Raw genomic sequence first — 26416 nt, 5'->3', positions numbered from 1 at the left:
TCCCTTTTCAAAAAGCAGGTTCAAATGCAGGAACTGCTTTATCATGTTCGACAATAGCACGAATCGGTTTTCTAAAACCTTCATTACCGGGAGGATTGAATATTCTAACAAGTCGATTTTTTACATCCATAATTTGTCCTACAGATGCTCTATCCATTGTTAAATACCAATATTCAAGACAACCTAGATTCATTACTTTCTTTAATCTGTCTATTCGACTAGAAGCTACATCTTTTGTCCAATGTATATCAGGTTCTGAGTTTATTACATTCTTATAATTTTTATTAAACTTATCTAATAGATTATTTTCATTGCTAGCATCACCTACATATACTACATATTTAAATGAGATCTTATCATCATCATTGTAAAGAAAAAACTTAGGAGTCCAAACAAACATATATATACCTCTATCAGAGGGTATATTATTACTGGATACAGAAGAAACATTCTTTATAACACCCCAATTTCCATAAGCTTTTATATCATCACTAAGAGTATTACAAAATTGAAGATCTTGTAAGAATTCCATCGGAAAATACAATTCCAGAGGATAGCTATCATTTGTTTTGTAACGTGCCAATGCTTTTTCCATATTACACCCTTTTCTCTAGAGTGATATCTGTAGACTTAATTGTATTCGTTTTAACACCTTTATATGTAAATATTCCATCTAGCATCCCTCCGGATGCAGCAACATACATCAACAGAGTACCAAAACTTGACTTACTTCTCATCGATGGAGACAAACTTAGCATCAGCACTCCATCCATAATTTGTCCTGTAACTTTATATCGTCCCTGAGACTCTCTTTCACTATTTTTATAGCTCTGAGAGAACCATCCTTTCACAACATGTCCATATTGACTTTCAATGTTTAAGACATAATTGATCGTTTCTACAGCATCTCCTATCTCTGATACATCCCTACCATCGTTATCATGCATAATGACAGCAGTCCATTCTCCCTGAACTTCAACTCCTCTATAAATCTGTTTTCTTAACCAAGGTGTAAATGTAGCGTTCCAGCTTTTGACACATACCCACACAAGAAACGCAGAAACAATACCACTAGACACTCCAAGCAAAATAGTTTCTGTATAATTCACCTAATTACCCCAATGATGCGTTGTGTGAAACTAAAACTGACACATGATCACATATCTTGCGATCACAATGACATTTTAAACCAATACAATAATATTTTTTCCACAAATATTTATCTATGTCGTTTTATAATCATTTTCCTGATGTTAGATTTCATACCCACTGAGTGCAATACAAACGAGCGCAAATTGTTAAATAAAACTGTTTTCCTCATCACCCACCCTCACCCTTCCCCAACACCCCACTTACACCAAAAACCGCACTCACACGCAAAACTCACCTCAACCCCGATGCCGCCATTTACCCGAATTCCACTGCGTAGTACGATGACCGACATGAAAAAGACACTTGACCACCTTCCCGAGCGGAAACAACAAGATATTGACACCATTGCGACTATTTTGCGTGATGTGGTGGATGAATACGTAGCAGGCAGAAGCGGCAAAAAAGCCGGTTTTAAGATCCACAAAATTATCCTGTTCGGCAGTTATGCCAAAGGCAACTGGGTCAACGACCCAGCCAACGGCTATATCAGCGACTATGACATACTGGTGATCGTCAACCGCTTTGAACTGGTAGAAGAGTTCACCCTGTGGAGTCTGGCGGAAGACCGTATCAGCCGCCGCATTCCCAAAACCCCGCTGGGGCTGATTGTTCACACCCTTGGTGAAGTCAATCAGTGGCTGCATGACGGGCACTATTTCTTTCGGGATATCCGTGAGCAAGGTATAGAACTGTACAGTGCCGATGGTCGCGAGCTGGCACTGCCGGGAGATCTGAGCGCCGAAGAAAGTCGGCAGGTTGCCGAGAAGCATTTTACTCAATGGTTCGAAAGTGGTGAGCAGTTCTTTATTACTTTTCGGGATCATATGAATCGAGGATGGGTAAATAAAGCAGCCTTTGAACTTCATCAAGCCACCGAACGCCTGTTTGCCTGTACCCTGTTAGTGTGTACCAACTATCTGCCCAAAACTCACGACTTAGAGAAACTACGCGCCTTCTGTGCCGGGCAAGACGAACGCTTCGCCCGCCTGTTCCCTGCCGACAACCAGTTTCACCGTCGCAGCTTCCACCGCCTCAAACGCGCCTACGTCGATGCCCGCTATTCGGAGCACTACGAAATCACCGTTGAAGAGCTGGATTACCTGGCCGAAGAGGTTGAAAAACTCAAAGTGCTGACGGAGGAAGTTTGTCGGGGAAGGATTGAGTAAGTCATCGCAATCACACATCAACTTCAGAGCTCAATTATCTACGCAGTGCGTAGATAATCTTAATCTTGGTACACAGATTCCGAATACCTCACCTCAGGGCGCAGATTGCTCCGCCATTAATTTCAATAATTTCTGCTCAAGTGCGAAATCCGAGATAATCTCAAAATCGGTATAAATCGCCACCGGTTTCAGAGCCTTACCGGTAGTCGGCTCCATGCGGACGAAACCTTTTTCACTGAGCGTTTTTAACGTGTTGGATAAATTAGATTTGGCCCGGCCGGATATTCTGGCTAATTCTGTCAGGCTTGCTGGCTTTTCCGTATCAATCAGACGTAATAAGGCAATATTCTCCGGCCTTAAAATCTGTGCCACCGCATTGACCGATGTGTACCAAACCTTCGGCTCATCCGCTTGCGGCATATATTTCCCTTGCGCAATCGCCAGCAGGCGAAAACGAATCAGATCTTCAGACATAATGCCGATTCTTGCTTTCATGTGGTTTCCCCTCAATTGCTTCTATGGTTGTATCAATGCCGGAGAAGAAGTCTTGCAGTAACGTATAAACATCCTGAAATTCATAGGGTGTTCCCTGATCAATCGCTGCCCGATGCAAATGATCGTAGTCATACCGTTTGCCACTAAATCGTTTATTTTTCCGTGGCTTCACTGCATGGGCATTGTCATAACCAAAAACTCTTTTGTTAAATCTGTTATGTAGCGTCATGTTGTAACGGATCCCGTGAGGGCGTTCTCTGGTTGGCGGAACCGTCCATGCTTCAATTTTCCACCAATAACCGTCATCCCGGTACACTTCTGTGCCATGCATACTCAACAAAACATCTAACTCTTCCATCAGCTTATCCTGATGTTATACCCAGAGTATAACAAAATTAATCCTATCAGGAAGTCATTCATCATCAAATCGCTCTGTTCTGCACTTCTGAATTCCCCGATATCCAACGCATTCTTTAATCTCTCATCCTCAACCAACACCCCATTTACACCAAAAACCGCACTCACACGCAAAAAGCACCTAAACCCCGATGCTGCCATTTACCCGAATTCCACTGCGTAGTACGATGACCGACATGAAAAAGACACTTGACCACCTTCCCGAGCGGAAACAACAAGATATTGACACCATTGCGACTATTTTGCGCGATGCCCGCTACTCGGAGCATTACGAAATCACCGTTGAAGAGTTGGATTATCTGGCCGAAGAGGTGGAAAAGTTGAAAGTGCTGACCGAGGAAGTTTGCCGGGGAAGGATTGGAGAGAATATTGAATAGTTCTAACTTCCCAGCCCCCAAGTTAATACTTTGATTTTATTGACAGAGTAGTGAGTACGATGATTATTTGTAGAGAATATTCAATCAAAAAGAAAGAAAAATGCAGCCAGACAATACTGAATTGAAAACCTTGCAGCAGTTGCTGACCGAAGGTGAGCAAAGTGGCAATACCGACTACGATTTAGATAAACTTATCGGTGAGTTTGATACTCCTGAAGCCAAGCAAATGGGCCACATAATGGCAGACAACCCAGATTTATCTTATGTATTCGTTCAACAATCACTGGCCGCCAAAACTGAAAAAGATGCCGGAGAGCTAGAGGCGTACACTTTGGGTTGAGATCCGGCAAGTTAAGTGCATTCAAATACCGTCGTTCAAGAAACAATAATTGATACTATAGTGACAAAATTAAGATATAAACGTATAATTTTGCCATTATTGTAGCAAAAGGTCTCATCATGCTGTCTCTATATACCGCTTATGATATTCAGCTTGAGTTAAAAGAATTCATCAAACAATCCCGCAAGCAGCAAAAACTCACGGTTGAAGCGTTGGCAAATCGTTCTGGTGTGCCTTACAGCACGATCAGAAAATTTGAAAACAGCGGTAATATCTCTCTCCGGCAGTTTCTGATGCTATTTGAAGCGGTTGGTGATATCGGCCAAATCAGATCACTAATTCAGGCTCATCCGTCGGAACCCAAAAGTATTGATGAGGTCCTGAAAGATGCTTAATTCGCCGCTGACCGTCAAAAGAACCTTATCCGACGGACGAAAACTCACCGTCGGCACACTCGCTGGAAGCAACTCCAGTGAGGTGAAATACCACCAAGACTTTCAGACGCATTCGCAAAATTAAGCCATCATGATGGTTGAGCAAAATAATTGATGCTTATCCGCGACTGGTGATTGATAGCACCGATATATGCCAATATGATGTAATGATGCACACAGAATCATCGCTTGACCGCGTGGCTCTGTCCACAGAGAAAACAGCTGAAATCATACCGTGCAGCCGGTCTGTGATTTTGTCCTTTTCGTATGTTTCAGGAGGCAATGTATGTACGTTGTGACGGTGACTTTCACCATCGATCCCGAGTCATTTGAATCATTTATTAAACTCGCCCAAGAGAATGCAGACATCGCAAAAGATGATCCGGGATGTCTCCAGTTTGATATCTGCTGGAATGATAAAGATAAACAGGTTTTTTTCTATGAACTGTATGGTTCGGAAGACGAATTCAATGAATGTTTACAAACCGAACATTCACTGATCTTTGATCAGAAAACCGAACCGATGATTGAAGAAAAAATATCCAAAACCTTTTCCCGAATCCATATGGCATAACCATCAATTCACGATCCGCACCTTCCCAAAGGCAGGTACGGATCATTTTTATAACCTCAGACATTGGCTGACTGTAATCTCGCCTGACGCATTTTCTTCAATGCGATACAAGTGAGCGCAGTGACGACAGCACCAAGCGCCATACAAAACAGCGCTAACAACGGTTTGTTCATCGCGCCCAGTAAGGCAACAACCGGTCCGCCATGCGCGACACTATCGGTGATCCCAAAAGAGAAAGCCATTACCGCAGCAACCATCGACCCCAGCATGTTGGCCGGAATCACCGACACCGGATCCTGCGCTGCAAACGGAATCGCCCCTTCAGAAATCCCGACCAGCCCCATCGCGCCGGCCGCTTTACCGGCTTCAAGTTCTGATGCTTCAAACAGGCTCAGTTTACGACCAAGCACTGTGGCGAGTCCCATGCCGAGCGGTGCAACCGGAATGGCGCACGCCATCGCGCCCATAAACTGTGTCTGACCACTGGCAATCATGCCGACAGAGAACAAGAAGGCAACTTTGTTGAACGGGCCCCCCATATCAAACCCGGCCAGTCCGCCCAGCACAATGCCCAGCAACACCATATTCCCGGTGCTCATGGTTGTCAGCAGTTCTGTCATCCCATGCATCAGGCTGGCAATCGGAGCACCGATCACAAAAATAAACAGACCGGAGATAAACAGCGCGCCGGTGATCGGTGCGATCATGATCGGCACCAGCGGCTGAATCATCTTGTGATAATTGAAACTGGTCAGCCAGCGAATGAAGTACCCCACCAATAAACCGGCAATAATTGCGCCGATAAATCCGGTTCCGGCATCGGCATCGTAAAATGAGCCGTTATTGGCAATCCAGCCACCAATCATCCCCGGGGCCAGTGCCGGGCGATCGGCAATCGCATAAGCAATATAACCGGCCAGAATCGGAATCATCAGTTGGAAGGAAACGACACCGACATCCAGCACTTTATTCCACAAACTGCCTTGCGGAATCGCCATCCCGGCTTCCGTCGGCTCTCCGCCAATCGCCAGTGCCAGCGCAATCAACAGACCACCGGCAACCACAAACGGGATCATATGCGAAACACCGTTCATCAGATAACGATACAACTCCGGACGGTTCCGGGATGGTTCCGTATCACGGGATTCAGCCGGAGAATCAGGTCGATACACGGGTGCCTGCAATGCTTTCTGAATCAGCCCTTGCGCATCACGGATCGGTTCTTTCACGCCGGTTTCAATGAGTTTTTTACCGGCAAAGCGGGTGATTTCCACCTGTTTGTCACTCGAAACAATAATCGCGTCAGCCGCTTCAATCTCTGCTGCCGTCGGGCTGTTTTTCACCCCGATTGATCCGTTGGTCTCGACTTTGATCTGATAGCCCAGTGCTGCGGCACCTTTTTCCAGCGATTCTGCCGCCAGATAAGTATGTGCAATGCCGGTCGGACAGCCGGTCACCCCGATCAGAAAACCGTTTTCTCCCGATGACTGCGGCGTCGGTTCTGACTTGGACAACAGTAGTTCCAGTGCTTGCTGCTCGGTCTGTGCGGCCAAAAGCTGCTCGGTAAATCCGTCTTCAATCAGTTTGGCAGAAAGCTCGGCCAAAACTTCGACATGATGATTGGCATTGCCATCGGGAGAAGCAATCATAAAAAAGAGTTTCGATGGTTGGCCGTCTTCGGCGCCGTAATCAATGCCCTGACGACTGATTCCCACCACAACGGCAGGTTTACTCACAGCAACGCTTTTGGCATGAGGAATGGCAACGCCCTCATCAAAGCCAGTATTGCCGAGTGCCTCTCGGGCATAAATATCCGTTAAAAATTGTTGTTGATCGGTGATACGTCCTTCTGCGACCAGCATACCAGCCAGCTCGGTAAGCACTTCATCTTTGGTCGTTGACGAAAGATTCAGCCGAATCAATCGTGATGAGATAAGTTGAGTAATCATTTTCGTTCCCCGTTCATTCTGTCTGCATCGCTTCATTTGTGGAGAGAAGGTGTCTGTCCCCATAAGAAACGCGGCATTTACGGTGTCTGTCCCTGTAACGGTTCCTGTCGCGTTAACGAGATATGGTGTGTCCCCGTAACGCTTGTTCCCGTAAATAAGGAAGATTGTGGTGACCAGAATATTGTGGTGACTGTCTCTGTCAGTTGATAGTGAAACAAAAATGCATTTACTGGAGGATTGTATCATGATGATTTAAATGTGATCTAAGCCCAACGATGACATGAAATAGACCGTTCCATTTATATAAAATCACATTTATATACAAGCAATGGCTTAATCAACCTTTATATGGTGTAGCACATTGAATTTTTGATTTGAATAACTAAAATCTGCATCTTCAAGTGAGTGGGGAATCCCCACGTCATTGAAAGATGCAGAAGTTAGAAAGTGTCCGATTCTAATGCAAAACAGATATTGAATTTTGTTCCAATTCCGTTGATTAGAAACATTTCGTTAGAAAGATTCTTCTAAAACCAGAACCTGCCTAGTATCACCTAATACAGTAACAAATTCTTCCATACCCTCAATCGAATAAACACGTCTAGGTAGTGGGGAACCCATATCGTAAAAGCGTCCATCGTATTTCGGCAAGGCCACCGTAGTGCGGTTATTCGAATAAATGACATAATCATCAACAATGTTGTCAAGATAGAAAACATCATCATATTTCAAGTCAACAAGATATGATTCTGCATCGTCAATTGACAAATTGCCGTTACGTAGTCGGATCATCAAAGGAGTCATACCTTTCAACACATCTTTGTAACCTAGAGCTCTTGCTTTCCTTACTTTTTCATCATGAATAGCCTGCTCTTTTCGGTTAGCTTCTGCCTGAGCTTCTGCCCGTTTTGCGTCTATTTTAGCTTGTTTTGCATCTCTTTCAGCTTGTACAGCACGTTCCGCAACCATTCTATCATGCTGTTTTTTCTCTTCTGCGGCTTTTAAATCGGCATACTTTGATGAGAATACTTCATCACATTGATTCAGTTCATCCGTTTTCCATAGAATGTCTACTTTTTGTTGCCTGATTTTTTCCAGTTGCTCTTTATACGAATAGAATAAATCGGATATATAGCTATAGTTGGTATTGTATCTTGTCGGATTATCAATCCATTTTTTTCCTAGCTCACAATTTGAGAGAACCTTATCTACAGCTTGCTGAACATCTCTACTCGGTATTTTTGCTAATTCACTTTCTGTGACATCAATCAGACTCTGACAATGGGACAAAGTTTCATTGAATGGCTGACCTCCGATAATATATTCAGAATTCAGCATATCAGGATTCATTTCTTTCAGCTCTTTCAAGTCTTTCATAAACCAACGTTTACGCTGTTTATATAAATCAAGTGCTGTATCAGCATAAGGGTCAGGGCGTGGAAAATCCAACTTAGGCATACTAGTACAACGTCTGGCAATACTGTCCATTAGTTTAAATGCATCTTTGGGTGGTACTTTTGATATTTCATTCTCTATTGAAAAAATTCGATTTTGACACTCGGATAGCTCCTCAACAAATGGCTTCTTCTGCCAAACTTTTGTCGATTTCAACGCTTCAGGGTTGCTGGATTCTAACTCTTTCAACGTATCCGAGAGCGTTTTTTCCTTATCCTTAAATAATTTGATCTCTCTATCATTTGACGTATAAGGGCGAGGGAATTTCAGGGTAGGAAGAGTTGAACAATCCCAAATAATCCGACTCATTAAAGATAAGTCATTTTTCCCAAGCTCTTCTGCACCAACTGAAAAACTAAACATAGAGAGAAAGCATAATATGGTCACAGGTATTTTCATTTCTAATCCTATTATATAATTTCACTTACGTGGAAGAGGCTTCTGAAACAGAAAAATCATTATAAATAAAACCAATAATAACTACAATAAAAAACACTAAAATCAATAAGTAACAACACTTATCTCTTAATCTTTCAGACAAAAAATGTGGTTCCACTGTAATGAAACTAAGAATGTCAATACTATATTTTCTATCACCAGCAAGATTATAATGAGAAAGTTATGTCCGTCTGAATATTAAAGAGAAGTAAAGCAGCCCATCATGATTCAAATGTGATCTGTATCGGTATGAGACATTTAAATTCCGTGTATTAATAATATTTATATTAATAAAGCACACAACGGCCCAGGAACAGAATAATGGATGGTGATCACTGCACGACTTGTCATCGACTTTGCATCAATGAATAACGGTAGGAAATCATGAGCCAAGTATTTCATCATCTGATTGAAGCCATTATTGATGAGCGGGACAACTGTCAGCGTATCTGGTTTGCCGGCGATCAGCACACCCCACCGCCATTCAGCTATCAGGTGAACTTTCCTCGTCTGGAGATCGCCCTCAAAGGCAATTACTGCAATCAGATTGAAGATGAACTGCACGGGATCAGTGTCGTTCATATTCAGGCAGGGAATGCGCTTTATATCCCCCCCAACTGCTGGAATAAACCGGACTGGGAAGATGAGTGTTCAGTCATCAGCCTGCTGTATGGCCGCCGTCAGATTGGGTTCAGCTTTGTTGCTAAACGCAAAGGGACCGATGGTTTTTATGATGTCCAGAAACACAGCGTGCAAATGCGAACCGGCTATGCGATTGATAATATTCTGGAAAGCCTCAATGCTCTGGCCAGAGAGCCGCAAAAATCGCCGATGGATGAGCATCTGCTTTGTGCACTGCTGACCTACACGCAAAGCATTCTCCGTCAGCCACAACTTTCAGCCAGAAGCCGTAGTGAAGATCTCTATCAGGGGATTTGTATCTATATTCAGGAAAACTTTCACCGGGCCATCACCAGAGATTCCATCGCGTCACGGTTCAGCCTGTCTGCCAATCACCTCTCCCGCTTGTTTCATCAGCAGGGACACATGACGCTGGCTGACTACATTGCCTGGGTCAGAATTGATCGGGCGAAGTTCATGTTGAAAAAATATCAGTTCCGCCTCAGCGAAGTTGCCGAACGGTGCGGGTTTCAGGATGTGAATTACTTTTGCCGAGTGTTTAAAACGAAAACCGGTATGACCCCTTCCGAGTACCGGACACGCTTTGATTAAAAAATTTCAGTATTCTGTATGATCGTGAGCCATGACATGGAGCAGAATCCCTTTGAGTGTTTCTTCTCGTTTGGCATCCAGCAGAAGCTGTGCATTGAGATCGTCGATCAACCAGCGGGTCAATCGCGTCATCGCGATCACAATATCCCGGTTCAACGGCTGCGGCAGAACCAGAGCAAGCACGAATGAAACGGGTGAACTCGCGGACTGCCAGTCCAGTGGCTGTGCCAATGGCATCACCATCAGCACCGGCGTGTCCACCACATCACTCATCACATGAGGCAAAGCGACTCGATTCGGGAGTGCCGTGGTTGAGATATTCTCCCGCTGATTGAGTTGTGCCAGTAATTGTTCAGGCTTTCCGGGAGCAATCCGTTCGGCAAGATAATGCAATGCCGAATGCTTATCGGTGAATCCGGAGTGGTCTTCATAGTCCCAACGACACACAAACGGCAGAGAAAACGCCGGATGAGTCGCAAACAGTTGCTCTGCGGCATCATTTTTACGATGTGAAGTAGAGAGCAGAATGGCCTGTTCATTGAAATATTCCGTGAACACCATACAAGCCAGTTCGGCATCGAGTCCTTCTATCGCAATCTGGCACAGATGTCCGGCACGATTTCTCAGGCTCAAAACATTGAGAGGCTGATTGAGCCGGGTGTGGGCTCCCCGGCTCAGATTGTAAAAGACAAAAATGGAACGGAAATAGCCACAAAGCTGCTTCAAAGCGCAGACCTGCCAGCCCGGCAGCCCTTCTTCTTTGAGCAGAAAAGTAATCCGGGTGGTGATCATACTTTTCTCAGACAAGTTTCTAAAACTTGTTCAGCATTGATCAAAACTTCTTCAATCGAGAAATGAAAGACCTGACATCCTTTAAAACGGGATCTCTCTTCAATTTCGATATCAGACACAATGATGCGAATATCCGCTGAGACAATATCCGCAACAGTCAGCTCATTTTCAATTCCCATTGCTCCTTGCGTTTCAACTTTGATTGACACACCACGGTGACCGGCAGCTTTAAGCAGCTGCTCGGCCGCCATATAGGTATGGGCAATTCCGGTCGGACATGCGGTGACAGCTACAACCTTCATGAAAAGTCCTTTCTGATTATCGTTGACTACAGCTTCCGTCCGAGACGTTTTTCAATCTGTTTCCGTTCCCACTTCGGGCCAAAAAAATTGAACACTTCAAACACATTCAACCCGTGAGAAATCAAACCGATTCCCCATCCCAGCATCGGCCACCAAGCCCAGATATAGCTGCTGTCGGTCACAAAGTTGATGATAAACAGCAGCGATATCACCAGAGTGTATGTGATGACATGGGAATAGAACCCCTTGATATCGCGGACATAATTAATGGCACGTTCTTCTTCACTGATTTGATTGGTTTGGTTGTTTTTATTCATCTCTTGCTCTCCTTGTAGTTCAGAGAGGTCGATTTCAAAAACAGCCGCCAGTGCATTAAGGGATTCGAGACTCGGTTTCTGACCGCGCTCAATCCGCTGAACAGTCCGGATATTGAGCCCGCTCAACTGTGCCAACTGCTCCTGCGACCACCCTTTCTGCAAACGTCGTTTTCGAATATTCATTTTGTTCTCTCTGTGTAAATCATCACCGTAATACTGGCATATCATCGCGAAAGCAAGTACGTCACCAACCTGACAAAAATACGACAATCATTAAAAATCAGTCAGTTAAGTGTAGCACTAAGTTTTATCATCAATCTTATCAATCATATTAGCCTAGCATAGCGACATATCCGATGCTGTCGCTATCGTCATTTTTTCGGTTACTTTTTTCAGCGACTGAATATGGATAACACCGACTAATTCGATAGCTTTATTGTGTCTAAGATGTTCACATCTACGGAGAATGTCGACAGATAAAAATGGCACAAGTAGATACTCACTGACTGCCTCTGAACGTCCGAAGAGGATGAGCGAATCCAATGAGATAGGATGAAAGATCAGGCTATGACCATGGAATAAAATAATAAATAAAGGAGGTGTTTTTTGTGGTGCACCTATCGGCCAAACAGTAATAAAACCAAGTAGCATGGGGAACTTAGTATCATGAAGCCCCCCTCAACTCCCCCTGTAATAATATTTTTTATCGCATTGTAAAAACCGCCCATCACAGGGCGGCAAGATTGAATCGGATGACTTACAAAAATGCCTTATAAGGCAGCTCCGGTTCATCGGTGAAAATATCGCGGAAGCCCCGGAAGTGCTGGTAATGCATTCGGCCTTTATCCGTCGGGTAAGTATATTTTCCGCCGACCTGCCAGAAGAATGGTGCAAAACCGTATTGCAGACGCTCTTTTTTCATCTGCCATAAAACTTCGATTTCGCGGGGATCATTTTGGAAGTTGGCCCAGATATCATGATGAAATGGCACCACGACCTGACAATCCAGCGCTTCACCAGCCCGCAAAATATCGGAAGCGGTCATTTTATCGGTGACACCGCGTGGGTTTTCACCATACGAGAGCAAAGCAACGTCGATCTGGTATTGATTACCATGTTTGGCGTAATAGTTTGAGTAGTGCGAATCGCCGGAGTGATAGACCGTACCACCGGTTGTTTCGATCAAGTAATTCACCGCACGCTCATCCATGCCATCGAGAATGGCTTTATCATAAGATGAGACACCTTCCGGCAAAGTCACCAGCGCCGTCCGGTCAAAAGAATCCAGCACTTTGATGCTCACATCACCAATCTCAATACAATCCCCGACTTTGGCAACAATGCAGCGCTCCTGCGGGACGCCCCAACTGGTCCATAAATTGACACAAGCTTGTGGGCCAATGAATTTCACATGTTCACCACAGTTTTTCAGCACGGCAGCGGCAACGTTCACATCAATATGATCGGCATGATCATGAGAAGCCAGCACGGCATCAATCTCTTTGATGGCAAAGGGATCCATCACAAACGGTGAAGTTCTCAGATTTGGCTGAAGTTCACGAACCCCACCCATCCGCATCATCTGATGTTGGTTTTTCATCAGCGCATTTTTTTGGGTGCGTTTCCCGGTGCCACACCAGAAATCAATCGACAGATTGGTATTCCCTTCAGTTTTCAGCCAGATGCCGGTACATCCCAACCACCACATTGAAAACGTATTCGGTTCAACCACGGTTTGCTCAATTTCTTCATTGAGCCAGGTTCCCCATTCAGGGAACGTATTGAGGATCCACGATTCGCGTGTAATTTCGTTTACCTTGCTCATAACAACACCTTTTATTTCTGATTTATTGTAAATTTTGCATGTAGGGAGCCGTGCGCTTGGACCGAAGTCCAAGCACCTGCAAATATGATTCGTTCAGAGCGGTGATCGATTCAGCGCGTTAGCGACTAGACCAGCATGACCTGTATCCCCTGCGCCTCTAATGCACTCACAACCTTTGACGGTGCATCTTTACCGGTAATCACCATATCGATTTTGCTGGTCGGACAAAATAGCATGCCCGTTCGCTGACCGACTTTGGAGCTGTCAACCACTACAACCAGCTTGTCGATCTGTTCCAACATCTGCTGCTCTGCAACGGCGGTTAACATATCCGCTTTATACAATCCGCTTTCCGTCAGACCTTTACCACTGGTAAACATCCAATGCCCGGCATAACCGCCCAATGCATCCGGTGCCGGATTGAGAAAAATATTCTGCGCTTTATTGTATTGACCACCGATAATGATGACATCTTCGTGATCCTCGTTGATTAGATAGCTCGCCAGCGGAAAATAATTGGTTACGATTTGAACATCCTGCCCGCATAACTGTTGCCCCAGCATAAATGCCGTCGAACCACAGTTAATCACGACACTATCTCCCGGTTGGCAGAGTTCAGCCGCGCGCATTGCAATGAGAGACTTCTCCCGATAGTGCTCGGTACTATCGATATTCAGCGGTGTCCATCTTCTCTTTTTGCCAACAATTCGTTCTGCCCCGTTGCGAACTTTCTTCAGTTTTCCGAGTTCATCAAGTTTTGAGATATCGCGTCGGGCAGTTGCCGGAGAAACGTGAAAGGCATCGATAATATGAGACACATTGATCGATTGTTTCTCTTCTAACAAAGACAAAATGCCATGATGTCTCTGGACTTCATTCATAAGCATCATCCTATTCATCACGATGTGATTACTTGTGATTACATTTGATTTGTTTTGATTCTATTAATCATCCCCTTTGATGTCAAATAATTCGGATGAAAAATTAAATGCCAAACGACTATAAAACTTAAGATATTGTTTTTAAATGAATATTAATCATATCAAGTGATCAGCGTAGCATTTGTGACACTTGATCCCACATTAAATTGATATAAATCAATTCAATCAAAAACAATCATTGAATGATTATAAATGATTTTTTAAAGTCTATTCCGTGAGCAAAACAAATCGATTCCTGCATATCACATGACGGAATCACTCTGACCTACATCCAACAACAAATACAAATATATCTAGGGGTAAAGATATGGAGTTCTTGTATAACATCTTCTATATATTTTACAGCCAAGTGATGACCAAAGCCCCGTTACTCCTCGGTTTGGTCACTCTCATCGGTTACTGGCTGCTAAAAAGAGATGCAACGACCATTTTGAAAGGATCAATTAAAACCATCGTTGGTTTTATGCTGGTTCAGGTCGGTGCAGGTACACTGGTCGCAGGCTTTAAGCCCGTGATCGCGAAACTCTCGGAATACCACGGACTGACAGGTTCGGTGATTGATCCATATACAGCGATGATGGCCACAATGGAGACCATGGGCGATCGGTATTCATGGGTCGGCTATGCGGTATTGCTGGCACTGGCAATTAATATTGTGTTGGTGCTATTTCGCCGTTATACCGGGATTCGGACCATCATGCTGACCGGGCACATTATGTTCCAGCAAGCCGGTCTGATCGCAGTATTCTACCTGATCACGGGTGCCGGTATGTGGGAAACCATCATCTGTTCAGCGGTGTTGATGGCGCTGTACTGGGGCATTTCGTCAAACATCATGTTTAAACCAACCGAAGCGGTAACCGGGGGGGCCGGATTCTCCATTGGTCACCAACAGCAAGTCGCCTCTTGGATTGCCACCAAAGTTGCCCACAAACTCGGGGATAAAAATGACAGTGTTGATCATCTGAAGCTCCCCGGCTGGCTCCACATTTTCCACGACAGTATTGCCGCGACCGCGATTGTCATGACGGTGTTCTTCGGCATTATCCTGCTCTCTTTCGGTCTTGATAACCTTCAGGCGATGGCCGGGAAAACCCACTGGACGATTTACATTCTTGAAACCGGTTTGAAATTCGCGGTTGCCATTCAGGTGATTGTCGCCGGGGTGCGGATGTTCGTTGCCGAACTATCCGAGGCTTTCAAAGGGATTTCTGAACGTGTGATTCCGAATGCGGTACTTGCCATCGACTGTGCGGCTATCTATGCCTTTTCTCCCAATGCCATGGTGTTTGGGTTTATGTGGGGGGCCATCGGGCAGTTTACTGCGGTGTTAGCGATGCTCGCTTTCAATGCTCCAATCATGATTATTCCCGGCTTTATTCCAATGTTCTTCTCCAACGCCACGATTGGTGTGTTTGCGAACCATTTCGGTGGCTGGCGTGCCGTGATGAAGATCTGCTTTGTGATGGGCATCATTGAGGTGGTTGGTTCTGCATGGGCAATTCACTTATTCAGCCAACACGGTGTGGCATTCAATGGCTGGATGGGAATGGCTGACTGGGCCTTGGTTTTCCCACCGATTATGCAAGGGCTCTCGATGTCGAAACTGTTCTTCTTTGCGCTGATCGGACTGGCAGTCATTTATATGTTCTTCGCATCAAAACGTCTGCGTGCAGAAGAAGATGCTCAGGGCACGGTTGAAATCAGCGAAGAACCTGAAGTCCTCGAAGCGGTAGAACAAGCGCTGAAAACCCACGACGGACAGCGCCCGGTCAGTATTCTCGCGGTGTGTGGTAATGGTCAGGGCTCTTCCATGATGATGAAAATGAAGATCGGTAAATATCTGGAGAAAAAAGGCATTCCGCATGTGATGGACTCCTGTGCAGTGTCTGACTACAAATCCAAGCTGGCAACCACCGATATTATTGTGTCATCGAGACACCTTTCCGCTGAAATGGATCCGGGAGAAGGCAAGTTCGTCCTTGGCGTACAGAACATGCTGAATCCGAACTCTTTCGGGGATGAGCTGCTGGATATCATCAATAAAAACTTTGTGGGGCACTGATAGCGTAGGCCGGAAGGACAACCGGCACGCTTCGCCTGATTTACTTTTTTTCACCATCAAATATCACGATTGAACCACCACTATGGGCCTGTCCCTCGGCGTCTTACGTCGTCAAAGGATGGCCCCTCGCGGAGAAGATTATGGGACTGAAACAGTCACTGATTGAGAATAACTCAATTCGATTACAAGCATCCGCCTCGGACTGGCGTGAAGCGATCAAAATCGGCACCGACCTCCTGATTGCATCGGGGGCAATTCTGCCCTCTTATCACGATGCCATCATCAGCAGTGTCGAAACACTGGGCCCTTACATTGTGATTGCCCCTCAGTTAGCGATGCCGCATGCCCGACCAGAAAATGGTGTCGTGCGAACAGCGTTTGCGTTAGTGACGCTGGAAACACCGGTCTACTTTGTCGGAGAAGATGAACCGGTTGATGTGTTGATCACACTGGCCGGCAGCAGCTCGAATGAACACATGGAAGGCCTGATGGAAGTCACTCAGGTGTTGGATGATGACGAGAGTGAAACGGGAGTTGATCTCGATAAACTCCGCCGTTGTCGTTGTAACGAAGATGTACTGCAAGTGATTGATGCAGCGCTGGCGGAAACGACGGTTTAAGGAGTCAACATGTCAGGACACGGCCATTCATTTCAATCCTTAAAACAGCAAGTGCTGGATGCCAATCTGCAACTCCCGCGTTATGGGCTGGTCACCTTTACCTGGGGCAATGTCTCGCAAATTGACCGCGCTGCCGGTGTGGTCGCGATCAAGCCATCCGGTGTGGCATATGAGACCATGACCGTCGATGACATTGTGATTGTCGATCTGGCCGGCAATCAGCTCGAAGGTACGCTGAATCCGTCGAGTGATACTGCCACTCATCTGGAAATTTATCAGGCATTTGAGCAAGTTGGCGGGATTGTTCATACCCATTCTCGTCATGCAACGATCTGGGCGCAGGCTGAGCGGGATATTCCGGCACTCGGCACCACGCATGCCGATTATTTTTACGGGGACATCCCCTGCACACGCCGGTTATCCGGTGACGAAGTCATCAATCGTTACGAAAAGAATACCGGATTGGTGATTGTCGAAACGTTTCACATGCGCCATATTGAACCGATGTCTGTCCCCAGTGTGATTGTCGCAGGACACGCACCATTTTCATGGGGGGCCGATGCAAACGACGCCGTACATCACGCGGTCGTGTTAGAAGAAGTTGCTGCGATGGCGATTGCAACACGATTCCTGAATCAGGAAATCAACATCCAACAGGAACTTTCCGACAAACATTACCTGCGTAAACACGGCGTAAATGCTTACTACGGACAAAGGTAATCTTACATGTATAAAGTGCTTGCATTAGACTTAGACGGAACCGTACTCACGGACGACCATACCATTCACCCTGAAGTGAAACAGGCGATTCACGCAGCACAACAACAGTGCCATGTCGTGATTGTCACCGGTCGTCATCATACCGCAGCAAGACCCTATTATCTGGAATTGGGGCTCAATACACCGATCATTTGCTGCAACGGAACGTATGTCTATGACTATCAGAATGACGCCGTCTTGCAATACGATGCGATTGCCAAAGACGATGCGCGCAAGTTCATCGATCTCGCCACACAATACCAAATGAAAATGGTCCTGTACGTCACCGATACGATGAACTACGGCAAACAGAATCCGATTGTTTATATGGAAGCACTCGAAAAATGGGCCAACCAATACCCTGAATCCATTCGTCCTCAGATTCATCGGGTTGATTCATTTCACCAATTAGTAGAACAGGCAGATCACGTGTGGAAATTCGTTGTCGAAGGCCTGCCAAGCTCCGTCGAGCGTCTTGCAGAACACCCTTGGGTGAAAGAGACATTCAACGGTGAATTCTCTTGGTCAAATCGTATCGATTTTGCCGCCAAAGGGAACAGCAAAGGCAAGCGACTGGCCGAATATGTCGCCGCACTGGGGTATGACGCCAATCACGTCATTGCCATCGGTGATAACCACAATGACATTTCAATGCTGACTTATGCCGGCTTGGGTATCGCAATGGCGAATGCTGACGACGCCGTCAAATCTCACGCGAAACAGATCTGTCAAACCGATAACAATAGTGATGGCCTTGCCCATCTCATACGACAGAAAATTCAAGGATAAATCTCATGACCCTACCCATGATTCAAATCGCTTTAGACCAAACCAACCTGACCTCTGCCATTGAAGTGGCACGCCGTGTCGAAAGTTTTGTCGATGTGATTGAGGTTGGTACTATTCTGGCTTTTGCCGAAGGCATGAATGCCGTCAGAACCCTGCGTCACAATCATCCGGAGCATTTGCTGGTCTGTGATATGAAAACGACGGATGGCGGTGCGATTCTGGCACGCATGGCATTTGAGGCCGGTGCAAACTGGATCACCGTTTCCGCTGCGGCTCACATCGCAACCATCGCTGCCTGTAAACAGGTTGCCGATGAGTTCAACGGTGAAATTCAGATTGAAATTTATGGTAACTGGACCATGGCTGACGCCAAATCATGGGTCGATTTAGGGATCACTCAGGCGATTTACCACCGCTCGCGTGATGCAGAGCTGGCCGGTATCGGCTGGACACCGGGCGATCTGGATAAGATGCGCCAACTGTCAGATTTAGGCCTGGAACTCTCGATTACCGGCGGCATCGTACCGGAAGATCTCTATCTGTTTGAAGGCATCAAAGCCAAAACATTCATTGCCGGCAGAGCGCTCGCCGGTGAGGAAGGCCGTGAAACGGCGGCCGCGCTGAAAGAGCAGATCGCACGCTTTTGGGGGTAGTCTGATGTACCAACATGTACAACGTCACCGGACCGGCCTGTATGAGAAAGCCCTGCCAAGCGACATGACATGGGAAGAGAAACTCACAACGACGCGAGCATTAGGATTCGACTTTCTTGAAATCTCGATTGATGAATCGGATGAACGGCGCAGTCGGCTCGACTGGGATAACGAGACCATTTATGGCCTACGTCATTTGTGTGAGCAACTTCAGGTGCCGCTTCATTCGATGTGCCTGAGTGCTCACCGAAAATTCCCATTCGGTTCGATGGATCCCGAAATTCGTCAACAAGCAGACCTGCATCTGGAAAAAGCCATCACGCTGGCTTATAAACTGGGCATCCGGGTGATTCAGTTAGCGGGGTATGATGTTTATTACGAACCCAACAGTGCCCAAACGCATGCCTATTTTGTTGCCGGGATGAAACGTGCAGCAAAACTGGCAGAACGTGCCGGTGTCATGTTAGCGGTAGAAATTATGGATACGCCGTATCTCAATGCGTTGAGTAAATTTGAAGTGCTGAACCGTGCGGTTCACTCTCCCTATTTCACCGCTTATCCCGACGTCGGTAACATCAGTGGCTGGAATTACGATGTCTGCACGGAACTCGCACTGAGCTTACCGCATATCACGCAGATTCATCTGAAAGATACGCATCCGGTCAAACCGGGGTATCCGGGGCAGTTCCGCGATCTGGTGATCGGGGACGGTGACGTAGATTTTTCAGCGGTATTCAGCACCCTCAAACAGCTCGACTGTGTCGTGCCGTTGGTGCTCGAAATGTGGGCTCAAGATGACCACTGGCAAGACAATATTCACACAGCACAGCAACGTCTTAACCAAGCCTGTAGCGTGGCCCACCTGCCACCGTTATTTCCGGAATCCACGACTGCCGTGCATTAAAATTACCACCCATGAGCGAGGGTAAAATGATCGGGTAACCTGTTCGGGCAGACGCATTGGTGTCTGCCCGTTTCTTATTGTTCAATGTCACCGATTACTCAACGTCACCGAAAGCTGGATGAGCAAAAAAGTTTAACCGGAAAAATTGACTTCTTTCCTCGGTTATCGCAAGGTGAATACTTGTGCATATAACGCTGATCTCGCTCGCAATTTGATGAAATTACTCCACCTACAACTCTTCTGGTATGAGAAGTATCACGCACTGCTTGATATGGAAGACTTACCCATCTTATCCCCTTCACAAGCGCAGGAACTCAAACACTGGCTCAAAAAACGCCGCAAAATTCTCGCTTATGAGGTCCACCATCAGCCGTGGGTCAAAGTCAACGTTGATGGATCGTCCTCAAGCCTATTGTTGTTGCCGAACGGCGCATTGACCGAACAGGACTTATTCAGTAACAAAACGCTGCGCGGCTTGTGGAAAGTGGTTGATGGTTTCTTATTTATCAAAGTGATCAGTGGTGAGTTTATTATCGAGTATCAAGTGGTCGGTTGTGCGGAACAGAATATTCACTGTGGTATCGAGTATATTAACGGACAGCTCAGTTCCTACAGTAAATTTATTCAAACTCAGTCATAAACAACGTGGTCAAACGCGAATCAGTCACGATAATCATAAGAATCTGTTTTCATCGGTTAAAAAATTGTTTTAAATAGCAAACACCCGTGTGACACAGATGGAACGAGTCAGTTATGTCGATCGATTTCAGAGCCAGATTCAGATTCAACCGCCCTTATGACCAAAGTAACGGCAAAGAAGAAAGTATCATTCCATATAACCACAATGGGAAAATCCCGTCGTTATCCTGCTTTGAAAGTGATCGCGGCCGGATCATCAATTCTGCGGCAATTCGCCGCCTGCAACAAAAAACGCAGGTTTTCCCGCTGGAACGAAACTCCTCCGTCCGTAGTCGTCTGACACATTCGATGGAAGTGCAGCAAGTCGGGCGCCATATCGTGCAGCAGATTTATAAGATGCTGGGGTCTGATGCTGAACACTACGGGCTTGAATCGCTGGAACGTCACTTTGAATCGATCGTTGAAATGGCGTGCCTGATGCATGATGTCGGTAACCCGCCTTTTGGTCACTTCGGTGAACAAGCAATCAATGACTGGTTCCATCACTATATTCCGTTAAAAGCAGCAACCATTCCGCTTCCTGAGCCATTGCAGAAAGATCTCACCGAATTTGAAGGCAATGCGCAGGCGGTTCGGTTGGTGCATTCGATTCTCAGTCTCAACCTGACCTACACACAGATTTCAGCGATCCTCAAATATACCCGGCGTGGCGATGAACTGAGCCCGAAGGCATTGCAAGCCAAAGGCCACCAGTTTGCTGCCGGTGAGCTGCAATATCTGAAGAAGAAGGTCGGTTACTATCTGAGTGAAGCGCTCTTTATCGATAAACTCTACCGCTCTCTTTCGATGGAACAAGGCAGCCGCTCTCCCTTCTCTTATATTATGGAAGCGGCTGATGATATTTCATATGGGGTTGCAGATATTGAGGATGCGGTTGAAAAAGGCATCATTGATATCAAACAGACCAGTGATGCCCTGAAAGCCGAGTATCAACGTCTACGGCAAACGGACTATCCGAATGCAGCTCATGATATGATGGATACCATTGTTCAGACCGCACTCGGCAGTGCCGAGCGCGCCAATAACTGCGCGGTGAGTCACTTTTTTATTACCTTAAGAGTCGAAATCAGCAAACGTCTGCCGAAACATGCAGCCAGACAGTTTATCTACAATATCGAGGCCATTTATCACGGTCATCTTGACCGGGCACTGATTGAAGATGACAGCACCGAACATGTGCTGGTCGAAACCCTGAAAAACGTCGCCAAAAAACATGCGTTCTGTGATAAAGAAGTTGAAGCCCGCGAGCTGCAAGGTTATCAAATCATCACGGGCCTGCTCGACTTCTATAAGCCGCTACTGGAACTGAGCAGAGCCCAGTTTGAAGCGATTGTCGACGGTGAGACCAAACCGCTTCTCCCGGCCCGCTTATATAAAAAGCTACCGAACAAACATCTGCGCGCTTACGAAAATGCGATGAAAGCCATTCAAGCCGGACACTTCCCCGGTGGATACTCGCTGGATGAAAGTAGCTGGGAATATTATTTTCGGGTGCGGCTGATTCAGGACTACATCAGTGGTATGACCGACCAATTTGCCTTTGATGAATTCCGCTCATTGAGTGTGATTGATAGCTTGTAAATCACGGTTCATCACAAAGCAGGTCTATCGGGCGATTGACCTGCTTTGTAGCATTTTTAACCAACATAATGCGCCGCGCTCATGACCAGTTCGGAAACCGCCTGACACCTAAAAAGTGTTTAAACTTTAACTATCTCACCGAGTTCTAACCTTTATACCGGCTAGGTGCAGAATAAAATATCAATCTCATTCGATTCACAAGTCACATCTTGCTTAAAAGCCCAAAAACCATCACCTTTTTATTATTCTATAAATAAACATATAATTAACATTATTCACCCATAACCTCACTTAAAACCAGAATATACACCCTAACATTTGGCACAAATCAAAATTTAACATCAAATTAAAAATAGATAGCATTGAAAAGTCACATATATTAACATTTAATTTACATTGAGATGAAAATATTGCAAACACAACACCGCCTCAATGACATACAACAACACTCAAATACAGGAAAATAACTATGCAGTCACTTGTTGATTTTTTGAATGGGATAATCTGGAGCCCGGCACTGATTTATCTGTGTCTCGGCGCCGGGCTCTTCTATTCAATCCTGACACGCTTTGTTCAGGTCCGGCACTTTGCAGAAATGTGCCGATTACTCTTCTCGGCAAAAACGTCAACGAAGGGGATTTCTTCGTTCCAAGCTTTGGCCGTGTCTCTTTCCGGACGAGTCGGCACCGGGAACATTGCCGGTGTTGCAGCCGCAATCGGTTTTGGTGGCCCGGGAGCCGTGTTCTGGATGTGGGTCGTCGCTTTCCTCGGTGCTGCGACCGCTTATGCAGAGTCAACACTGGCTCAAATTTATAAAGAAGAAGATGATGGTGAGTTCCGTGGTGGTCCGGCTTACTACATTGAAAAAGCGATGGGACAAAAGTGGTATGCGATGATTTTTGCAATCGCGACCATCATCGCCTGCGGTGTGCTGTTACCGGGGGTTCAGTCAAACAGTATCGGCAACGCAATCGAATCGGCTTTCGGCAGCGGTGAGATGGTCGAGACCGCAATCGGCACATTCAGTATGGCGAAAATCCTGACCGGGACGATCGTTTCCATTCTGATGGCTTTCATCATTTTCGGAGGCGTTAAACGTATTGCCAGTTTCACCCAGATTATCGTCCCTTTTATGGCACTTGCGTATATTATTACCGCTTTCGTGATTATCCTGCTCAACATCAGCCAAGTACCACATGTCTTCAGCCTGATTATCGGTGATGCATTTACACCAATGGCAGGCGTGGGAGCGGCTATCGGCTGGGGTGTCAAACGCGGGGTATACTCGAACGAAGCCGGTCAAGGGACCGGGCCTCACGCAGCAGCCGCTGCGCATGTACAACATCCGGCTCAGCAAGGTCTGGTTCAGTCCTTCTCGATCTACATTGATACGCTGTTGGTCTGTTCTGCAACCGCCTTCATGATTCTGATCACGGGTGCTTACAACGTTCACGGAGCGGCCGAAGGGACATTCCTCGTACAACATTTGGCAGCCGATGTGGCAGCAAACAGCCCGGCATTTACTCAGATAGCCATTGAAAAAGCGATCCCGGGCGTCGGCAAAACCTTTGTTGCCATTGCGCTGTTCTTCTTCGCATTTACCACGATTTTGGCCTACTACTATATTGCAGAAACCAACGTCGCCTACATTTGCCGTCGTTTTGGTTCCGGGACGCTGACTTTCTTACTGAAAATTGTCCTGCTCAGTGCAACATTCTACGGTACAGTGAAAGCCGCCAATCTCGCCTGGGCGATGGGGGATATCGGGGTTGGCCTGATGGCTTGGCTCAATATCATCGGGATTCTGATTATCTTCTTCCTCAATAAACCGGCCATGTCCGCCTTGAGCGATTATGAAGAACAACAGAAGCGAGGCGTCAAACAATATACGTTCAACCCGGTGAAACTCGGAATCAAAGGCGCAGATTACTGGGAGCGTCGCTATGAACGTAAAACGGGACAAAAACCGACCGCCACCTCTGACCATGACATTCTGCCACTTTCAGAGAGACCGGCTGAGTCATAGTCATTGATCATCAAGATAAAATAAGCAGAGGGAGCCATAAATGGCTCCCTTTTTTGATTCGATTCATTTGATTCGATTCATCACGGTGAAGGTCGATCTCAATAGCCGAAGCACTATGAACGAGAACAGTTATTTACGAGGGAGCTGTTATTAATGAGAGAACCGTTATTAATGAAGACAATCGCCTGATGATGATATGGATGACGGCCAGCATAACTCAATGGTGGTTCCGCCGACATCATTCAGAAAGCAGGTCACTTCACCTTGATGCGCATGAACAATCGCAGCGACGACGGCCAAGCCGAGCCCGCTCCCTCGCTGGGATGCATCTTTTGCCCGGTGGAATGCTGTAAACACATTGGGCAATAATTCCGGCGCGATGCCGGGGCCTTGATCGGCAACGCTCAAAAAGTACATCCCGTCTTGTTCCCTTGAGCGAATGGTAACCGTCCCCGGAACGGCATATTTGCTGGTATTATCGAGTATTGCCAGCAGCGCTTGTCGAATCCGTACCGAATCACACCACACCAACTCAGCGTGTAATGCCAGTTGGACCGACTGCCCTGCCGCCTGAAGCATATTCTCCGCCATATCGGTCACCGACTTGATTTCCGCAAAGAGGTGCACCGCTTCGAGATTGATATTCAGTTCGCCACTGTTCATTAAGCTCACGACCCGTAAGTCTTCAATTAAGTGAGATAACCCTTCAACTTGGGCTAATAATTTGTGAAACTGTGCTTTGTCAGGAGTGAAAATCCCCTCGGCTAACCCCTGTAACCGCCCGCGTAATATGGTGACCGGAGTTCTTAATTCATGGGCAATGGCGGCATTCCAAAAATTTTGCGCTTCAGACATGTGTTGTAATTTTTCGGCTAAACGATTGAAATCTTCAGCCAGCAGCGCGGCTTCACCTAACGAACGATCCCCGACGGATACCCGCACATCCAGATCACCTTTGGCAATGGTTCGTATGCCTTCAGCAACCGAATTTAAAGGTTCTAAAATCCGTCGGGATAACTTGATTGCCACATGAACAGCAAACCAAATCACAAAAACAAAGGTACAGATAATCCAAATCCACTCCGGCACGGAGGGTGCCATATTATTATCGTTGGGGATCTCATCCGGCCAATACTTTTCCCACAGGTAATAAAACACAAAGGAACCGAAAATCACCAGTAATGCTGATCCCATCGCAATTTTCATCATCGATAATGCAACCTGCCGGCTCAGCCCTGCTAATTTCATGATTCGCCCCTGAATCGATACCCGACACCACGAACCCCGGCAGGAATGCCGTGAATGCCGACCACTTCGAGTTTTTTGCGGATCTTGCTGATGTGGCTGTCAACCGTGCGTTCCAGTGTGTCGCCCTCCGGTAGGCACGTATTTAATAACTCCCCACGGCTGAATACCCGCTTCGGTGAGCGAATAAAGTGAGTCAGTAGCTTAAATTCAGTCAACGTTAAAGAGAGTAAAGTGCGCTGTCCGTCCTGATGGATTGAGATTTCATGGCTGTCTAAGTCAACTTCGAAGGGATCAACACGCAGGATACGCTGCGTATGATGCTGGCGGCTGTCCATGGTTCGGCGTAGTACGGCTTCAACCCGCGCCACGACTTCTGCCGGATTGAACGGTTTAATCACATAATCATCGGCCCCTATTCTCAGTGCCACCAGCTTATCGACATCCTGATCCATTGCGGTCAACATGATGACGGGGGTCTGACTGTGCTGACGCAGTTCAGCCAAGACTTTCCATCCGTCCATTTTCGGCATTTGAATATCGAGCAAGATGAGATCGGGTTTCATCGATGAATGCAGCGCAAGCGTTTCTACCCCGTCAGTGGCATGTACCGTACGCATTCCGCTCCGTGCTAAATAAGCACTCAGTATATCGGCAATTTCTGGCTCATCTTCGGCAATCAGCACCAGCACTTGACGGTTTGTGCCTGCGCCTTGCTCTGAATCAGCGCTCAATTTTTGCGCACCAACGCGTAAATCATCCATCTCCATCAAATCTCCACATTTACTCGGCGGAACCTCCACATAGGGGCGGTAGACTGCATCCCTCTACAGCGCTAACGCATCAATGATTGCCAAGAGGATACCTC

Annotated in this window: 28 protein-coding genes; 15 read left to right on the top strand and 13 right to left on the bottom strand. The window is 46.4% G+C overall.

Annotation, left to right across the window (positions count from 1 at the left end):
- Positions 1 to 7: 7 nt before the first annotated feature.
- Entirely contained in the window at positions 8 to 595 is a 588-nt protein-coding gene (locus tag MKS89_RS03815) for a hypothetical protein (protein ID WP_072962177.1), read from the bottom strand.
- Position 596: 1 nt separating this feature from the next.
- Positions 597 to 1109 (bottom strand): hypothetical protein, encoded by a 513-nt coding sequence (locus MKS89_RS03810; protein ID WP_072962175.1) that lies wholly within the window; start codon positions 1107 to 1109, stop codon positions 597 to 599.
- Positions 1110 to 1295: 186 nt separating this feature from the next.
- Between MKS89_RS03810 and MKS89_RS03805 the strand changes: the two genes are divergently transcribed.
- Entirely contained in the window at positions 1296 to 2318 is a 1023-nt protein-coding gene (locus MKS89_RS03805; RefSeq protein ID WP_159439552.1) for a HEPN domain-containing protein, read from the top strand.
- A gap of 93 nt (positions 2319 to 2411) precedes the next feature.
- Here MKS89_RS03805 and MKS89_RS03800 read toward each other — a convergent pair whose 3' ends face one another.
- Positions 2412 to 2813, bottom strand: a complete 402-nt coding sequence (locus tag MKS89_RS03800) for an HVO_A0114 family putative DNA-binding protein (protein WP_072962172.1) — start codon at positions 2811 to 2813, stop codon at positions 2412 to 2414.
- Positions 2785 to 3171, bottom strand: coding sequence for a toxin-antitoxin system TumE family protein (locus MKS89_RS03795; RefSeq protein WP_072962169.1), 387 nt, complete (start codon positions 3169 to 3171; stop codon positions 2785 to 2787). Before MKS89_RS03795 ends, MKS89_RS03800 begins: the two co-directional genes overlap by 29 nt.
- Positions 3172 to 3406: 235 nt before the next feature.
- On the opposite strand from MKS89_RS03795, the gene MKS89_RS03790 reads away from it, so the two are divergent.
- From MKS89_RS03790 to MKS89_RS03775, 4 genes are all read left to right on the top strand, one after another.
- Positions 3407 to 3607 (top strand): hypothetical protein, encoded by a 201-nt coding sequence (locus tag MKS89_RS03790; RefSeq protein WP_072962165.1) that lies wholly within the window; start codon positions 3407 to 3409, stop codon positions 3605 to 3607.
- Positions 3608 to 3707: 100 nt separating this feature from the next.
- Positions 3708 to 3947 (top strand): type II toxin-antitoxin system ParD family antitoxin, encoded by a 240-nt coding sequence (locus tag MKS89_RS03785; protein WP_072962162.1) that lies wholly within the window; start codon positions 3708 to 3710, stop codon positions 3945 to 3947.
- 119 nt (positions 3948 to 4066) lie between these two features.
- Complete coding sequence (locus MKS89_RS03780; protein ID WP_072962159.1) at positions 4067 to 4342, top strand: helix-turn-helix domain-containing protein; 276 nt, start codon at positions 4067 to 4069, stop codon at positions 4340 to 4342.
- A gap of 325 nt (positions 4343 to 4667) precedes the next feature.
- Complete coding sequence (locus MKS89_RS03775) at positions 4668 to 4955, top strand: putative quinol monooxygenase (protein WP_072962156.1); 288 nt, start codon at positions 4668 to 4670, stop codon at positions 4953 to 4955.
- Between the two features lie 56 nt (positions 4956 to 5011).
- Here the strand turns inward: MKS89_RS03775 and MKS89_RS03770 are convergent, their stop codons facing one another.
- Positions 5012 to 6904 (bottom strand): PTS fructose transporter subunit IIABC, encoded by a 1893-nt coding sequence (locus tag MKS89_RS03770; RefSeq protein WP_072962153.1) that lies wholly within the window; start codon positions 6902 to 6904, stop codon positions 5012 to 5014.
- A gap of 513 nt (positions 6905 to 7417) precedes the next feature.
- Positions 7418 to 8758: a DUF4398 domain-containing protein gene (locus tag MKS89_RS03765; RefSeq protein ID WP_072962151.1), complete on the bottom strand. Its 1341-nt coding sequence runs from the start codon at positions 8756 to 8758 to the stop codon at positions 7418 to 7420.
- A 423-nt stretch (positions 8759 to 9181) separates the two neighbouring features.
- On the opposite strand from MKS89_RS03765, the gene MKS89_RS03760 reads away from it, so the two are divergent.
- Positions 9182 to 10030, top strand: a complete 849-nt coding sequence (locus MKS89_RS03760) for an AraC family transcriptional regulator (RefSeq protein ID WP_072962148.1) — start codon at positions 9182 to 9184, stop codon at positions 10028 to 10030.
- 6 nt (positions 10031 to 10036) lie between these two features.
- Here MKS89_RS03760 and MKS89_RS03755 read toward each other — a convergent pair whose 3' ends face one another.
- The 5 genes from MKS89_RS03755 to ulaR form a co-directional block, all read right to left on the bottom strand.
- The gene (locus tag MKS89_RS03755; protein WP_072962145.1) at positions 10037 to 10822 is read right to left on the bottom strand and encodes a PTS sugar transporter subunit IIA; all 786 of its coding nucleotides are present in this window, start codon (positions 10820 to 10822) and stop codon (positions 10037 to 10039) included.
- Entirely contained in the window at positions 10819 to 11124 is a 306-nt protein-coding gene (locus MKS89_RS03750; protein WP_072962142.1) for a PTS fructose transporter subunit IIB, read from the bottom strand. The genes MKS89_RS03755 and MKS89_RS03750 overlap by 4 nt, the downstream gene beginning before the upstream one ends.
- A 26-nt stretch (positions 11125 to 11150) precedes the next feature.
- Positions 11151 to 11624 (bottom strand): 2TM domain-containing protein, encoded by a 474-nt coding sequence (locus MKS89_RS03745; RefSeq protein ID WP_072962139.1) that lies wholly within the window; start codon positions 11622 to 11624, stop codon positions 11151 to 11153.
- Between the two features lie 574 nt (positions 11625 to 12198).
- The gene (ulaG, locus tag MKS89_RS03740; protein ID WP_072962133.1) at positions 12199 to 13266 is read right to left on the bottom strand and encodes an L-ascorbate 6-phosphate lactonase; all 1068 of its coding nucleotides are present in this window, start codon (positions 13264 to 13266) and stop codon (positions 12199 to 12201) included.
- 125 nt (positions 13267 to 13391) lie between these two features.
- Positions 13392 to 14147 (bottom strand): HTH-type transcriptional regulator UlaR, encoded by a 756-nt coding sequence (gene ulaR, locus MKS89_RS03735; RefSeq protein WP_072962130.1) that lies wholly within the window; start codon positions 14145 to 14147, stop codon positions 13392 to 13394.
- A 367-nt stretch (positions 14148 to 14514) separates the two neighbouring features.
- Between ulaR and MKS89_RS03730 the strand changes: the two genes are divergently transcribed.
- The 9 genes from MKS89_RS03730 (at position 14515) to MKS89_RS03690 (ending at position 24303) form a co-directional block, all read left to right on the top strand.
- Positions 14515 to 16272: a PTS ascorbate-specific subunit IIBC gene (locus tag MKS89_RS03730; RefSeq protein WP_072962127.1), complete on the top strand. Its 1758-nt coding sequence runs from the start codon at positions 14515 to 14517 to the stop codon at positions 16270 to 16272.
- Positions 16273 to 16412: 140 nt separating this feature from the next.
- Complete coding sequence (locus MKS89_RS03725) at positions 16413 to 16892, top strand: PTS sugar transporter subunit IIA (RefSeq protein WP_072962124.1); 480 nt, start codon at positions 16413 to 16415, stop codon at positions 16890 to 16892.
- Between the two features lie 9 nt (positions 16893 to 16901).
- Positions 16902 to 17612: an L-ribulose-5-phosphate 4-epimerase gene (locus tag MKS89_RS03720; RefSeq protein ID WP_072962122.1), complete on the top strand. Its 711-nt coding sequence runs from the start codon at positions 16902 to 16904 to the stop codon at positions 17610 to 17612.
- A 6-nt stretch (positions 17613 to 17618) separates the two neighbouring features.
- Complete coding sequence (locus tag MKS89_RS03715) at positions 17619 to 18440, top strand: Cof-type HAD-IIB family hydrolase (protein WP_072962119.1); 822 nt, start codon at positions 17619 to 17621, stop codon at positions 18438 to 18440.
- A 5-nt stretch (positions 18441 to 18445) separates the two neighbouring features.
- Positions 18446 to 19093 (top strand): 3-keto-L-gulonate-6-phosphate decarboxylase UlaD, encoded by a 648-nt coding sequence (locus MKS89_RS03710; RefSeq protein WP_072962116.1) that lies wholly within the window; start codon positions 18446 to 18448, stop codon positions 19091 to 19093.
- Positions 19094 to 19097: 4 nt separating this feature from the next.
- Positions 19098 to 19997 carry an L-ribulose-5-phosphate 3-epimerase gene (locus tag MKS89_RS03705; RefSeq protein WP_072962114.1) on the top strand — a complete coding sequence of 300 codons (900 nt, stop codon included), beginning with the start codon at positions 19098 to 19100 and terminating at the stop codon, positions 19995 to 19997.
- Positions 19998 to 20211: 214 nt separating this feature from the next.
- A complete protein-coding gene (locus MKS89_RS03700; RefSeq protein WP_072962268.1) occupies positions 20212 to 20637 on the top strand; it encodes a hypothetical protein in 426 nt (141 codons plus the stop codon).
- Between the two features lie 113 nt (positions 20638 to 20750).
- Positions 20751 to 22277: a dGTPase gene (dgt, locus tag MKS89_RS03695; RefSeq protein ID WP_072962112.1), complete on the top strand. Its 1527-nt coding sequence runs from the start codon at positions 20751 to 20753 to the stop codon at positions 22275 to 22277.
- 469 nt (positions 22278 to 22746) lie between these two features.
- On the top strand, positions 22747 to 24303 hold the full coding sequence (locus MKS89_RS03690; protein WP_072962110.1) for an alanine/glycine:cation symporter family protein: 1557 nt from the start codon (positions 22747 to 22749) through the stop codon (positions 24301 to 24303).
- A 168-nt stretch (positions 24304 to 24471) separates the two neighbouring features.
- On the opposite strand, the gene MKS89_RS03685 is transcribed toward MKS89_RS03690, so the two are convergent.
- Together MKS89_RS03685 and MKS89_RS03680 are read right to left on the bottom strand one after the other, a co-directional pair.
- Complete coding sequence (locus MKS89_RS03685) at positions 24472 to 25551, bottom strand: ATP-binding protein (protein WP_072962107.1); 1080 nt, start codon at positions 25549 to 25551, stop codon at positions 24472 to 24474.
- A complete protein-coding gene (locus tag MKS89_RS03680) occupies positions 25548 to 26318 on the bottom strand; it encodes a response regulator (RefSeq protein WP_072962105.1) in 771 nt (256 codons plus the stop codon). The genes MKS89_RS03685 and MKS89_RS03680 overlap by 4 nt, the downstream gene beginning before the upstream one ends.
- Positions 26319 to 26416: the final 98 nt, after the last annotated feature.

The sequence above is a fragment of the Vibrio gazogenes genome, from assembly GCF_023920225.1.
Classification (GTDB): Bacteria; Pseudomonadota; Gammaproteobacteria; order Enterobacterales; family Vibrionaceae; genus Vibrio; species Vibrio gazogenes.
This window is presented reverse-complemented; position numbering and strand designations above follow the sequence as displayed.